The organism is Affinibrenneria salicis (assembly GCF_008710095.1).
Window position 1 is genome coordinate 241,120 of the sequence record NZ_VYKJ01000006.1, and the last position, 12,828, is coordinate 253,947.

Genomic DNA, 12,828 nt, shown 5'->3' on the forward strand with positions numbered 1-12,828 from the left:
GGATTAATGCAATGTCGGTTTTTTCTGTTCCGGCGCGTAGAGTTTAGGGCGACCGAATTCGCTATGGCACAGAATGGCGGCCATGCGCACATACTCGATCACTTCTTCCAGCGACTGCTCCAGCTCTTCCTGGTCTTCTTCTTCATCGTAGCCCAGCTGAGCGATGTTGCGCAGGTCGTCGATGGCTTCTTTCATTTCGCCATCCAGTCTTTCCAGCCGCGCCTTCGCCATACCCAGTCCGAGCAGAAAGTGATTAACCCAGCCCGCCAGACCGTCGGCCCGGTCGAATACGCTGACGTCGTCGTCATTATCGTCCGGCAGCAGCAGCTGGAACATGAAACCGTCATCCTCCAGCGTTTCGCGCGTGACCTGGTACAGTTGCTGCAGCGGCTGCGATAGCGTCAGCGGGAACGCCAGACCGTCGTTGGTCAGCTCGTGAATCAGCGTCTGCCAGCTGTCGTCCCGGTGGCCGCCGCACAGCAACCCGCTGATCAGCCCGTGCATTTCGGCCGCGGTCAGGGCCACCTGCTGCTGATATAAAATATGATTGATGGCTTTATAGCCCGGAAATGTATTCTCTATAGACATGCGTTTTCGTCATCGTTGGCAGGGTTCGTTCGTGTTATGCTACCACCAGGCACCGTCGCTATACCAGAAAGGGGTTGTATCTTCTATTTTGGCTATATTATAGTGACGCCCGCCGTTAACCAGACCGTTGTCATGTAGCGCGGAGCAGCGCTGGCGCGGGCGCGGAAACGAATCAAAGCAGGAAGGTGGCATGTCTGCACAACCGGTAGATATTCAGATTTTTGGTCGTTCGTTAAGGGTGAATTGCCCGCCGGAGCAACAGGAAGCGTTGAATCAGGCGGCAGACGACCTTAACCAGCGCCTGCAGGACTTAAAAGAACGTACCAGAGTGACCAACACGGAGCAGCTGGTGTTTATTGCGGCGCTTAACGTATGTCACGAACTGGCTCAGGAACGGTTGAAAACCCGTGATTACGCGGCCAATATGGAACAGCGCATCCGGATGCTGCAACAGACCATCGAACAGGCGCTGCTGGAGCAGGGCCGCATTGGCGAACGCCCGGGCGTACAGTTCGAATAACGTCCATTCAGGCGGAAAGTGTGGTATTTGGGTTAACATGAAGCTGTCTGGCGTGTTAAGGTTAGTTCCAGACAACGAATAAAATTTCTCTGAGGTGTTTGCTGACGGGCTAGTCCCCTGAGCCGATATTTCAAACCAACAGAATGTAATGCTCTGCGGCTGGTGAGCATGCCCGGTTTATCCGGGAAGCCTTAAAGCTGCGACGTTATGTTCACCTTGAACCAAGGGTTCAAGGGTTACGGCCTGTGGCGGCATCTCGGAGATCCCCTTTCTTTTTTGTTTCGGCTTTGACGGACTCCCGTATGCAGCCATCTTCTTCAGGTCCGCCTTGCGCGGCGCAAACCCGACAGCTTATCCGTCAGACCGTGCGTCAGCGTCGTCGTCAGCTCAGCGCGCAGCAGCAGGCGGAATTCGCCGCTCAATTGGTCGCCCGGCTCGACAACCATCCCCGTATTCGCCAGGCGCAGCGCGTCGCGCTCTTTCTGTCGTTCGACGGCGAACTGGACACCGCGCCGCTTATCCGCCGCTTCTGGCAACTGCAAAAACAGGTTTACCTGCCGGTATTGCATCCGTTCAGCCCCGGTCATCTGCTGTTTCTGCGTTACGAGGCGCACACGCCGCTGGTGATTAACCGGCTGAAGATCGCCGAGCCGCGGCTGGATGTGCGGCATGTCCTGCCGGTCGAACGGCTGGACGTGCTGTTTACCCCGCTGGTGGCGTTCGACGAACAGGGGCAGCGTCTGGGAATGGGCGGCGGCTTCTACGATCGCACGCTGCAGCACTGGCGTCGGCGCGGACCGTACCCGATCGGCCTGGCCCATGATTGCCAGCAGGTGTCGCCGTTGCCGGCGGCCGGCTGGGATGTGCCGCTGCCTGAAATCGTCACGCCGTCGCGCCAGTGGCGTTTTGTTGCCTGAGCGCCGCGCGGCCGGGGTTCAGGGCAGCTCGCCCGTCGAACGGTCGTGGCCGAGCATCTCCTGCACCAGCTCCACGCAGCGCAGAAAACGGCTGTCGTAATCCGACGCTTTCACATCCACATAGTTGATGTTATTGGCTTTCAGCATCGTTCTGAGCAAGGATTGAAACTCCGCCCGGTCAACCGAACTGCCGAGACTGCGCAGGCCGTCGGCGACCCAGGGGGTGTTGTTTTCCAGCAGAATCACCAAATCAAAACGGTATTCGTCGATTAGCGCCTGAACAAAGGGGTGCTCCCGCCCTTCATACTTTTTGCAGAAGGCCTGAGTGGTGAGAAAGTCGGTGTCGATAAACGCCACCTTGTTGGCATATTTCACCGCGAAATCGATGTACTGCGCCTGGCCGAGCGCGATCTTGTCGTAGTCCGAATACTGCAGCGCCATTTCATCGCCGCCGAGGTGCGAGAAGACGTAATCGCGGCCGTATTCCCAGGCGCTGGTGGTGTTGAAAATATTCGCCAGCTTATTGACCAGCGTCGATTTACCGCTGGATTCGCCGCCGAGGATGGCGACGGTGCGCACAAAGAACGGTTTGACCTCGGTCGGAATATATTCCCAGTAGCGAAACGGATCGTGGCGGATCTGCGAGCCGCTAATATTCATAAAAGAGCGCTGCGGATCGACCAGTACGGTATCGATGCCCAGATGTTCGCGGTACTGCGGCGCATCCTGCTCTTCGCTGGTGTAGACATAGTTGGGCGCGATGCCTTTCTCCGCCATAAAGGATTTGATGCCGCGGCTCCAGACGTCCCAGCCGTGCGGATAGGGTTCCATGTCCTGCTCGTTAAAGGCGTGGATGCGAATGTTCTTTTGGTATTTGAAGGTTTGCAGCAGCCAGCGCAACCGGTCGCTGACCGTCGGCTGCTGCGACATGGAGCTGTTTTCAAACAGCTCGCGATCGCGAGATTCATCGAAACCGAGAATGACGTGCAGTTCATCCACCTGGCTGCCGGCGCGCTGGATCAGATAGATATGGCCGGTGTGCAGCGGATAAAATTTACCAAACACTACGCCGACGCTTTTTTCATGGCGTGGGAATTCCAGACCGAGGAAACGATGCAGCGCTTCCAGTTTTTGTGCGCCGGGGCTTTTGATTTTTGCGTTAAGTAGCTGGCTTAAATAGCCTTTGGTCATGTCGGTAGCTTCGGCCACCTGTTGCAACGTACAGCCTTTCTGCCGGATGGCGGATTTCAGATAATCAAACGATGACATAATCCAGGCTCTCCCTGTTTAGTTTACTAAACAAGATAGCACAGAAGGCGGTCGGATAGTTGCGATTTTACCAGTCGGCGAGAATATCCAGCGCATCGGTCAGTTTCTTCACGCCCGATACCTGCATGCCGACCGGCGGTTTTTTCGGTACGTTGGCCCAGGGGACGATGGCGCGCTTAAAGCCGTGTTTGGCCGCTTCCGCGATCCGCTCCTGGCCGCTGGGCACCGGGCGAATTTCACCCGCCAGACCCACTTCGCCAAACACCACCAGATCCTGCGGCAAGGGACGATCGCGCAGGCTGGAGACCAGCGACAGCAGCAGCGCCAGATCGGCGCTGGTTTCCGTCACCTTGACGCCGCCGACCACGTTGACGAACACGTCCTGGTCGGACATCTGCAGGCCGCCGTGGCGATGCAGTACCGCCAGCAGGATCGCCAGCCGGTTTTGTTCCAGCCCGACGGCGACCCGGCGCGGGTTGGCCATCATCGACTGATCGACCAGCGCCTGAATCTCGACCAGCAGCGGACGAGTGCCTTCCCACACCACCATCACCGAACTGCCGGAGGTGATTTCATCGCCGCGGCTGAGGAAAATCGCCGACGGGTTGCTGACCTCGCGCAGGCCCTGTTCCGTCATGGCGAATACGCCCAGTTCGTTAACCGCGCCGAAACGGTTTTTATGGCTGCGCAGGGTGCGAAAGCGCGAATCGCCGTCGCCGTCCAGCAGCACCGAACAGTCGATGCAGTGCTCCAGCACCTTCGGACCGGCCAGCGAACCGTCTTTGGTGACGTGGCCGACCATGATGATGGCCACGCCCTGGGTTTTGGCGAAGCGGGTCAGGTAGGCGGCGGTTTCGCGCACCTGGGCGACGCTGCCGGGCGACGACTGAATATCGGCGAGGTGCATTACCTGGATCGAATCGATCACCATCAGCCGCGGCTGTTCCTGCGAGGCGATCAGGCAGATCTGTTCGATGCTGGTTTCCGACAGCATGTTCAGATTCTGCGTCGGCAGACCCAACCGGTGGGCGCGCATAGCCACCTGTTGCAGCGACTCCTCGCCGGTGACGTACAGCGTCTTCATCTGCTCCGCCAGTTTGCACAGCGTTTGCAGCAGCAGGGTGCTTTTGCCGGCGCCGGGGTTGCCGCCGATTAGAATGGCGCTGCCGGGCACCACGCCGCCGCCCAGCACCCGATCGAACTCTTTAAAGCCGGTGGAAAAACGCGGCAGCGCTTCCAGACTGATATCCGACAGTTTCTGTACCCGGCTGACCGCGCCGCTCTCTCCGGCGTAGCCGGTGAAGCGATCCGTGCGCGACGACGCGGGCGCGGCGGCGAGCCGCACCTCGGTAATGCTATTCCACGCCTGGCAGGCGCTGCATTGCCCCTGCCAGCGCGGATAGTCCGCGCCGCATTCGTTGCATACAAAGGCGCGTTTGGCCGCTTTCGCCACGGAATACCTCAGCTATATTGACGTTGTTCGTGTTTCAGGCTGCCGCTCAGAATGCACAGTACGCCGAGCAGGTCGGCATGGCGGATGGTGACATTCGTCTGTTCATTGACCTTCGGTTTGGCGCGGTAGGCGATGCCCAGTCCGGCCGTTTTGATCATCGGCAGATCGTTGGCGCCGTCGCCGATGGCGACAGTTTGTTCCAGCGGAATGTCCAGTTTCTTCGCCAGCTTACGCAGGGTGTCGGCCTTATATTTGGCGTCGATGATCGGCCCGACCACCTCGCCGGTCAGTTTGTTGTTCCTGACGCCCATTTCATTGGCGACCGCCGCTACCAGCTGTAAGCGGTCGCGCAGATGATCGGCGAAATAGGTGAACCCGCCGGAGGCGATGGCGACGTGCCAGCCGCGCGCCTGCAGTTTATGCACCATGACGGTCAGGCCCGGCATCAGCGGCAGGCCGTCGCGCACCTGGCGCAGGATGGCGGCGTCGGCGCCTTTCAGCGTCGCCACGCGCTGACGCAGGCTGGCCGCGAAATCCAGCTCGCCGCGCATGGCGCGTTCGGTCACTTCGGCCACCTGATCGCCGGTGCCGGCGAGGCGGGCGATCTCATCGATACACTCAATCTGAATCGCGGTGGAATCCATGTCCATCACCAGCAGGCCTGGCTCGCGCAGCGTCGGGGCCTTGCTCATGGCGACGGCGTCCAGCCCCATGTCGTGCGCCAGTCGGGTGGCGCGCGCGGTGAGCGAACCCGCCAGCCGCACCACCAGATAGCGCTCGACCTGCCAGGCGCTGACGACCACCATCGCCGCGCCGAGCTGGCGCTGATAGCTGGCCAGAATATGCTTATCGAGAGGGGTGCCGTACAAGAGCCAGCCGGTGTTGCCCGCGCGATAATCCAGCGGCATGACTTCATCGCCGCTCAGCGACAGCGGCAGACCCGGCCAGCAGTTAATCTCGTCCGGAAGATCGCAGTAGGTCAGACTATGCGGCATCAATAGCTCCTAAAAGAAGTTACGGTCAGAAAACAGCGCAACAAGCTATCCTATCGCTGGCGCTTCTGGCAACATAAAGTATCCAAATTATGCAAGGATTACCATGGTTCGGACCCGGTTGAAATTTCGTCTGCATCGCACCGCGATCGTGCTGATTTGCCTGGCCTTGCTGGTAATCCTGATGCAGGGCGCGTCCTATTTTAGCCAGGCGCACCAGATGGCGCGTTCTGAGCAGGTGGAAGATATCGCCCGCACGCTGACGCGCCAGGTGGCGTTCAGCCTGGCGCCGCTGATGGAAAACAGCGACGATAACCGCCAGAAAATCAATGCCGCGCTGCAGCTGCTCACCGATCAGAGCCGCATCCTCGACGCCAGCGTTTATCTACAGGATGGTACGCCGATCGCCCGCATGGGTGAAGCGGTGTCGATGCGCGATCGGCTGGCGCTGGACGGCCGCAGGGTCGGCAGCCACTATAATCACCAACTGGTGCAGTCGATTGAAGGTAAAGACGGACCGATTGGTTTTTTGCGCGCCACGCTGGATACGCACGTGCTGGCGACCGACGCCAGGCAGGTGGATAATACCACCAATATGTTACGCCTGATGTTGTTGCTGGCGCTGGCGATCGGCATTATTTTAGCCCGCACGCTGTTGCAGAACCGGCGCAGCCACTGGCAGCAGTCGCCCTATCTGCTTACCGCCAACCGGCCGGTGCGCGATGACGACGCCGGGGAGCGGCCGGAGACTAACGGCGCCGGGCGACCATAAACAGGCGAGGAAACGCCAGCAGGCAGCGGCCGTCGCGGCGCGCCGGATATGCCTGCTGCAGATGTCGGTGGTAGCGGCGCAGAAATTCCTGCCGCTCCTGCTCATCCAGCGGGGCGAGAAACGGGCGCAGACCGGTGGCGTGCAGCCAGTCGACGATGGCCTGGGCATCATCCAGCACGTGATAGTAGGTTGTGCGCCAGATATCCACCTCGCAGCCCTGCCCGGTCAACAGATCGTAATAATCCCCGGCGCTCAGCAGCGCGGGCCGCACGCTGTCCGTCGCGCCGATCTTCTCCCGCCACGGCCCTTCGTCCGCGGTCTGGCGCATCAACCGGTGCGTCGGCTGGTCGAGGTTGTCCGGCATCTGCACCGCCAGTACGCCGCGCGCGGCCAATTTACCGACCAGATGGGGCAGCAGGCGGTCGTGATCCGTCAGCCATTGCAGCGAAGCGTTGGCGTAGATCAGATCCTGCGGTTTGTCCGGCCGCCAGCCGGCGATATCCTGCTGGTGGAAGCGACAGGCCGGCAAGCGCTGGCGCGCCTGGCGCAACATGGCGGCGGAGGTATCGACGCCGGTGATGTCGGCCTGCGGCCACGCCTGATAAAGCAGTTCGGTGCTGTTGCCCGGGCCGCAGCCCAGATCGCTGAGTGCGGCGATAGCGGGATGTCGCACGCGGGATAGCAGTTCGATGGCGGGGCGCGTGCGCTCGTCGGCGAAGCGCAGATAGAGTTCGGGGTTCCAGTCGGACATTGAGCGTCTCCTCGCGGGGGGCGGTATCGCGCTTCAGCATAGAAGAAACGCGCTGCCCGGCGCCAGCGAAAGCGGATGATCATCGCACGATATGTCGCGGCGCGGCGTTCGCTCCGCCGTCCGTTATTGCATGCGGCCGGCGCCGGCCTCGACAGGAACAGATGCGGCGTGTTTTGTCCCGTGTAGAGAATCGCCGGGCAAAAATAACTCAATTGATTGTATCGTGCCGCTAAATCAGAGAAAATGGCCGGCTTATATTTTGATTCCGCTTTGCCTGACGTGGCGACATCGACGCGATGCCGACGCCGGGCGACTAACATGAAGAAGCCTGAACAACATGTCTCCAAGTGAATACGCCCGCGAAGTAGCGAAGAGAAGAACCTTCGCGATTATCTCTCACCCGGATGCCGGTAAAACCACGATTACTGAAAAGGTCCTGCTGTTCGGACAGGCCATTCAGACCGCGGGTACGGTGAAAGGCCGGGGTTCCAGCCAGCATGCCAAATCCGACTGGATGGAAATGGAGAAGCAGCGCGGTATCTCGATCACCACCTCGGTGATGCAGTTTCCCTACCATGACTGCCTGGTGAATTTGCTGGACACTCCCGGGCATGAAGATTTCTCGGAAGATACCTACCGTACGCTGACCGCGGTGGACTGCTGTCTGATGGTGATCGACGCGGCCAAAGGGGTGGAAGATCGCACCCGTAAACTGATGGACGTCACCCGGCTGCGGGATACCCCGATCCTGACCTTTATGAACAAGCTGGATCGCGACATTCGCGATCCGATGGAATTGCTGGACGAGGTGGAAAGCGAGCTGAAAATCGCCTGCGCGCCGATCACCTGGCCGATTGGCTGCGGTAAGCTGTTTAAGGGCGTTTATCACCTGTACAAAGACGAAACGTATCTCTATCAGAGCGGTAAGGGCCATACCATTCAGGAACTGCGCGTGGTGAAAGGGCTGGATAATCCCGATCTGGATGCGGCGGTCGGCGAGGATCTGGCGGCGCAGTTGCGCGACGAACTGGAGCTGGTGCAGGGCGCTTCCAACGAGTTTGAGCTGGACGCGTTCCTGTCCGGCGATCTGACGCCGGTATTCTTCGGCACCGCGCTGGGCAACTTCGGCGTCGATCATATGCTGGACGGTCTGGTGGCCTGGGCGCCAGCGCCGATGCCGCGTCAGACCGATGCGCGCGTGGTGACGGCGCAGGAAGAGAAATTCTCCGGCTTCGTGTTTAAGATTCAGGCCAATATGGATCCGAAACACCGTGACCGGGTGGCGTTTATGCGCGTGGTATCGGGCAAATATGAGAAGGGCATGAAGCTGCATCAGGTGCGCACCGGCAAGGATGTGGTGATTGCCGATGCGTTGACCTTTATGGCCGGCGATCGTTCTCACGTGGAAGAGTCGTGGGCCGGCGATATTCTTGGTCTGCACAATCACGGCACCATCCAGATCGGCGATACCTTCACTCAGGGGGAAAACCTCAAATTCACCGGTATTCCGAACTTTGCGCCGGAGCTGTTCCGCCGTATCCGGCTGCGCGATCCGCTGAAGCAGAAACAGCTGCTGAAAGGGCTGGTGCAACTGTCGGAAGAGGGCGCGGTGCAGGTTTTCCGTCCGCTGATTAATAACGATCTGATCGTCGGCGCGGTGGGCGTGCTGCAGTTCGACGTGGTGGTGGCCCGCCTGAAAAGCGAATATAACGTGGAGGCCATCTACGAGTCGGTGAACGTATCGACCGCCCGCTGGGTGGAGTGCGCCGACGCGAAGAAGCTGGACGAATTCACCCGTAAAACCGAGCTGAATCTGGCGCTGGACGGCGGCGATAATCTGACCTATATCGCGCCGACTATGGTTAACCTGAACCTGACGCAGGAACGCTATCCTGAGATCCAGTTCCATAAAACGCGCGAACATTAATAACGCATACGGCGGGGCGGGGCGGACGATTGCGCGCCCCCGCCGCCCGCTCACGCGCAGGGCCGACCGACGAGCGGCGTCGCGCACCGGGCGCTAAAATTGATTCCGGCAAGTTACGTCTGTTCGTCGCGCTTTCGCGCGCGACGTCCTCCCGCGAAGGCGCGCGTCTTAAACTCTTCTGGTCTGGCAAATGCGAACGTTTTCCCGCAGAGAAATATTTTTATTATTATTTATCAATTAATTAATCTTTTATCGTCTGCCGTTTTCTCCCGTCTTCACGCCACAGACAATTCTGAATTGCCCCGTTATCCGGTTGTTTTTTTGTGATCAACCTGTGATTTTGTTGCTCGTGGTCTATAGTTAACAACGTAACGCGAAAAATCAGTTTGTTTAACTAAGAACCTTTTAATGTGTAGTGGGTTATGTTGCTTTGTTAATGATTTCAGAAATGATCTATTTCTCTGAAGGCGTTAACGGGTTCTGAAGACTGATAGCCGGCCGCGGATTAACGCGTCGCCGGCGACGCGTTACAGATGCAACCATAATAAAGGGAAGAAAATCGATGAAAAAGACCAAGATGACACAATCTCTGATCGCTATTGTCCTGGGTTCCGTGCTGGCTGGCGGTAGCGCCATGGCTGAAGAAACCCTGACGCAAAAAGCGGAGGGTATTGCGAGCAAGGCGGGAGACAAAGTCGATAGTTCCGTACAACATGCGAAAAACTATGTTAACGACAGCACAACGACAGCAAAAGTGAAAAGCGCGCTGACGGAAGACAAAACCATTAAGAGCAGCGATATCTCGGTCAGTACCGACGACGGTGTGGTGACGCTCAGCGGCTTTGTTTCCAGCCAGCAACAGGCGACCCAGGCCGTCGCGCTCGCCTCGAAGGCGGAAGGCGTGAAATCCGTTAGCGACAAGCTGCAGGTCAAGGACAATGAATCACAATCCGTCGGCGCTTATGCCGGCGATGCGGTGACCACCAGTAAGATCAAGGCTAAACTGCTGGCGGACGATATCGTACCGTCGCGCAACGTGAGGGTGGAAACCAACGAAGGCGTGGTGCAACTGAGCGGCAGCGTGGAAAACGCCGCGCAGTCGGCGCGGGCGGAAAGCCTCGCCAAAGCGATTGACGGCGTGAAAAGCGTCAAGAACGATCTGACCATCAAACCTTAATTCTGACCCGTGCCCGGGTTGACGCGCGATAAAGCGCGCCACCCCGGTCCTATCCCGTGTCGTTCATGCCGCGCCTGATTTGGGGGCGGCGTGAATTTATCCGTCAACTGTCGGCGGCAGGCGAATTTGTGTGCGGCGCTAGCATTGTCCGGGACAGCCCGGGTCGCTGCCGCCGCAACAATGTAGCACCAATCGCCACATCCACAGTATTCATTAGCCTGAATTAAGGAGTGCATATGTTTCGTTGGGGGATTATATTTTTAGTCATCGCGTTGATTGCGGCTGCGCTGGGATTTGGCGGACTGGCCGGTACGGCCGCAGGCGCGGCGAAAATTGTTTTTGTCGTTGGTATTATTTTGTTCCTTATCAGCCTGTTCACCGGTCGTAAAAGACCCTGACGGCCGCCGGCGGGCGGCCGAACCAGACCGGCGGCCTGAGGGGCGAACCGACATATGACTGTCATGGTCGGCTGTCATACTCCATTTGCTGAGTTTCGATGTTTCAGGAGGTCTGGTGATGATGAATAGCGATATTGTTGCAGGCAAATGGAAACAGTGGAAAGGACACTTCTGGTCGATCTGGGCGGAGTGGTTCGATAGCGACTGCGCCTGGTTTGAGGCTCACAACGATTATTTATCCGGGATTGTGCAGGAAGACTATGGCCGCGAGCAGGAACGCTCGGCCAGCGGCGGTAAACGCACGCTGCACTGACCCCCGCGAGGGGCCGCATCCCGCGCGATAAAAAACGCAGGCCGCGTCGCGGCCTGCGTAGTGAATGGCCGTCGCCCGTTATGGCTTTCGGTTCCGCATTCCAGACGGCCGGCGCCGGTTACGGCGCCGGCTTTCGTTGATTACCGCTTCGCCCGCCGATTCAGAGCGTGGCGCCATTGCTGGCGATCACCTGCTTGTACCAGTTAAAGCTCAGTTTGCGTGAGCGGGCCATGCTGCCCGTGCCGTCGTCGTGTTTATCCACGTAGATAAAACCATAACGTTTGGCGTACTCGCCGGTGGTGAACGACACGCAGTCGATACAGCCCCAGGGGGTATAGCCCATCAGGTCTACGCCGTCTTCCAGCACGGCTTTCTTCATCTGCGCAATGTGCGCTTTTAGATAGGCGATGCGGTAATCGTCGTGCACCATGCCGTCGTCGGCGACCTTATCCAGCGCGCCAAAGCCGTTTTCTACAATAAACAGCGGTTTCTGATAGCGTTCGTACAGTATGTTCAACGCGTAGCGCAGGCCGATCGGATCGATCTGCCAGCCCCAGTCGGAAGCCTTCACGTGCGGGTTGGTCACAAAACCGTCGAAGCCGTACAGCGAGTCATCGCCGGTCGGTTGGCCGGCGGACACCGCGTTGCTCATGTAATAGCTCAGGCCGATATAATCCACGCGGCCGGCGCGCAGCGTCGCCAGATCGTCCTCTTCCATCCGAATGTCGAAACCGTTGCTCTGCCACGTTTGCCGCACCCAGGCCGGGTATTCGCCGCGTACGTGCACGTCGCTGAACAGGAAGTGCTCGCGCATGGCCTCGACCGAAGCCATCATGTCTTCCGGGCGGCAGGAGTAAGGATAGACCGGCACCATGGCGATCATACAGCCGATGCGGAAATCGGGGTTGATGGTGTGGCCGAGCCTGACCACCTTTGCGCTGGCGACGAACTGGTGGTGCAGCACCTGATACAGCGTTTGCTGCGGGTTGTCCTGCCGGGTATAAATCACGCCGGAGCAGCAGTAGCCGAACAGCGGATACTTCCAGTTGCGTTGGTTGTTGATCTCGTTGAACGTCATCCAGTACTTCACTTTATGCCGGTAGCGCGTCATCACTACCTGGCTGAACTTCACGAAGAAATCGACCAGCCGGCGATTTTTCCAGCCGCCGTAGTGTTTCACCAGATGCCACGGCATCTCGAAGTGCGACAGCGTGATCACCGGCTCGATGCCGTATTTCAGCAGTTCATCGAATAGGTCGTCATAGAATTGCAGGCCGGCTTCATTCGGCTGTTCTTCATCGCCCAGCGGGAAAATGCGCGTCCAGGCGATCGATGTGCGGAAACATTTGAAGCCCATTTCGGCCAGCAGGGCGATATCCTCTTTGTAGCGCGAATAGAAATCGACCGCGTCATGATTGGGGTAGCGATAGCCCGGCAGTACGCCGTCGGTCATGACGCGATCGACGCCATGAGCGCCGGCGGACAGCACATCGGCGATGCTCATCCCCTTGCCGCCCTGATCCCAGCCGCCTTCAACCTGATGCGCGGCCACGGCGCCGCCCCATAAGAAGTCTTTCGGTAATTGATGCTGACTCATCGTTTTCCCCTTTATATACCCATCGTACTTCGCGTTGCGGGCGCCTTCGCTGCGTTCAGAGAGCCGACTGGCGCATTCGCCAAATTACGCCCAGGCGTCCGCGTCGTCTGCGTAAGCTGAAGCGGGTCAGCGGCAGGCGGCGTTTTTATTGGCT

The 12,828-nt window shown here is 58.8% G+C and carries 13 protein-coding genes and 1 other RNA gene; 8 read left to right on the forward strand and 6 right to left on the reverse strand.

The features are described from left to right. Positions 1-3: 3 nt before the first annotated feature. Positions 4-588, reverse strand: a complete 585-nt coding sequence (locus FJU30_RS13810) for a YecA/YgfB family protein (protein ID WP_150435549.1) — start codon at positions 586-588, stop codon at positions 4-6. Between the two features lie 190 nt (positions 589-778). Between FJU30_RS13810 and zapA the strand changes: the two genes are divergently transcribed. The 3 genes from zapA (at position 779) to FJU30_RS13825 (ending at position 2,025) form a co-directional block, all read left to right on the forward strand. Next, entirely contained in the window at positions 779-1,108 is a 330-nt protein-coding gene (gene zapA / locus FJU30_RS13815; RefSeq protein WP_150435550.1) for a cell division protein ZapA, read from the forward strand. A gap of 83 nt (positions 1,109-1,191) precedes the next feature. Then, a non-coding RNA gene (gene ssrS, locus FJU30_RS13820) (6S RNA) lies at positions 1,192-1,375 on the forward strand. A 35-nt stretch (positions 1,376-1,410) separates the two neighbouring features. Then, on the forward strand, positions 1,411-2,025 hold the full coding sequence (locus FJU30_RS13825) for a 5-formyltetrahydrofolate cyclo-ligase (protein ID WP_150435551.1): 615 nt from the start codon (positions 1,411-1,413) through the stop codon (positions 2,023-2,025). Between the two features lie 18 nt (positions 2,026-2,043). Here FJU30_RS13825 and nadR read toward each other — a convergent pair whose 3' ends face one another. From nadR to serB, 3 genes are all read right to left on the reverse strand, one after another. After that, complete coding sequence (gene nadR, locus FJU30_RS13830) at positions 2,044-3,294, reverse strand: multifunctional transcriptional regulator/nicotinamide-nucleotide adenylyltransferase/ribosylnicotinamide kinase NadR (RefSeq protein ID WP_150435552.1); 1,251 nt, start codon at positions 3,292-3,294, stop codon at positions 2,044-2,046. Between the two features lie 67 nt (positions 3,295-3,361). Then, on the reverse strand, positions 3,362-4,747 hold the full coding sequence (gene radA, locus FJU30_RS13835) for a DNA repair protein RadA (protein ID WP_150435553.1): 1,386 nt from the start codon (positions 4,745-4,747) through the stop codon (positions 3,362-3,364). Positions 4,748-4,755: 8 nt separating this feature from the next. Beyond that, positions 4,756-5,742, reverse strand: coding sequence for a phosphoserine phosphatase (gene serB / locus FJU30_RS13840; protein WP_150435554.1), 987 nt, complete (start codon positions 5,740-5,742; stop codon positions 4,756-4,758). Between the two features lie 103 nt (positions 5,743-5,845). On the opposite strand from serB, the gene FJU30_RS13845 reads away from it, so the two are divergent. Then, positions 5,846-6,511 (forward strand): YtjB family periplasmic protein, encoded by a 666-nt coding sequence (locus tag FJU30_RS13845; RefSeq protein WP_150435555.1) that lies wholly within the window; start codon positions 5,846-5,848, stop codon positions 6,509-6,511. Here FJU30_RS13845 and tam read toward each other — a convergent pair. Next, the gene (tam, locus tag FJU30_RS13850; RefSeq protein WP_150435556.1) at positions 6,489-7,262 is read right to left on the reverse strand and encodes a trans-aconitate 2-methyltransferase; all 774 of its coding nucleotides are present in this window, start codon (positions 7,260-7,262) and stop codon (positions 6,489-6,491) included. The two genes, FJU30_RS13845 and tam, sit on opposite strands and share 23 nt — an antisense overlap. A gap of 337 nt (positions 7,263-7,599) precedes the next feature. Between tam and prfC the strand changes: the two genes are divergently transcribed. The 4 genes from prfC to FJU30_RS13870 all read left to right on the forward strand — a co-directional run bounded on the left by prfC (position 7,600) and on the right by FJU30_RS13870 (position 11,077). Further along, positions 7,600-9,189 carry a peptide chain release factor 3 gene (prfC, locus tag FJU30_RS13855; protein WP_150435557.1) on the forward strand — a complete coding sequence of 530 codons (1,590 nt, stop codon included), beginning with the start codon at positions 7,600-7,602 and terminating at the stop codon, positions 9,187-9,189. 562 nt (positions 9,190-9,751) lie between these two features. Further along, positions 9,752-10,366 (forward strand): molecular chaperone OsmY, encoded by a 615-nt coding sequence (gene osmY, locus FJU30_RS13860; protein ID WP_150435558.1) that lies wholly within the window; start codon positions 9,752-9,754, stop codon positions 10,364-10,366. Positions 10,367-10,602: 236 nt separating this feature from the next. Further along, positions 10,603-10,764, forward strand: a complete 162-nt coding sequence (locus FJU30_RS13865) for a DUF1328 domain-containing protein (protein WP_132454036.1) — start codon at positions 10,603-10,605, stop codon at positions 10,762-10,764. Between the two features lie 121 nt (positions 10,765-10,885). Continuing rightward, complete coding sequence (locus FJU30_RS13870; protein ID WP_150435629.1) at positions 10,886-11,077, forward strand: CsbD family protein; 192 nt, start codon at positions 10,886-10,888, stop codon at positions 11,075-11,077. A 160-nt stretch (positions 11,078-11,237) separates the two neighbouring features. On the opposite strand, the gene FJU30_RS13875 is transcribed toward FJU30_RS13870, so the two are convergent. Further along, positions 11,238-12,674, reverse strand: a complete 1,437-nt coding sequence (locus tag FJU30_RS13875; protein ID WP_150435559.1) for a 6-phospho-beta-glucosidase — start codon at positions 12,672-12,674, stop codon at positions 11,238-11,240. Positions 12,675-12,828: the final 154 nt, after the last annotated feature.

Bases quoted from the DNA above. Each gene is read 5' to 3' on its own strand.
- FJU30_RS13810 (WP_150435549.1), bottom strand. From the start codon at position 588: ATGTCTATAGAGAATACATTTCCGGGCTATAAAGCCATCAATCATATT.
- zapA (WP_150435550.1), top strand. From the start codon at position 779: ATGTCTGCACAACCGGTAGATATTCAGATTTTTGGTCGTTCGTTAAGG.
- FJU30_RS13825 (WP_150435551.1), top strand. From the start codon at position 1,411: ATGCAGCCATCTTCTTCAGGTCCGCCTTGCGCGGCGCAAACCCGACAG.
- nadR (WP_150435552.1), bottom strand. From the start codon at position 3,294: ATGTCATCGTTTGATTATCTGAAATCCGCCATCCGGCAGAAAGGCTGT.
- serB (WP_150435554.1), bottom strand. From the start codon at position 5,742: ATGCCGCATAGTCTGACCTACTGCGATCTTCCGGACGAGATTAACTGC.
- FJU30_RS13845 (WP_150435555.1), top strand. From the start codon at position 5,846: ATGGTTCGGACCCGGTTGAAATTTCGTCTGCATCGCACCGCGATCGTG.
- tam (WP_150435556.1), bottom strand. From the start codon at position 7,262: ATGTCCGACTGGAACCCCGAACTCTATCTGCGCTTCGCCGACGAGCGC.
- prfC (WP_150435557.1), top strand. From the start codon at position 7,600: ATGTCTCCAAGTGAATACGCCCGCGAAGTAGCGAAGAGAAGAACCTTC.
- osmY (WP_150435558.1), top strand. From the start codon at position 9,752: ATGAAAAAGACCAAGATGACACAATCTCTGATCGCTATTGTCCTGGGT.
- FJU30_RS13865 (WP_132454036.1), top strand. From the start codon at position 10,603: ATGTTTCGTTGGGGGATTATATTTTTAGTCATCGCGTTGATTGCGGCT.
- FJU30_RS13870 (WP_150435629.1), top strand. From the start codon at position 10,886: ATGAATAGCGATATTGTTGCAGGCAAATGGAAACAGTGGAAAGGACAC.
- FJU30_RS13875 (WP_150435559.1), bottom strand. From the start codon at position 12,674: ATGAGTCAGCATCAATTACCGAAAGACTTCTTATGGGGCGGCGCCGTG.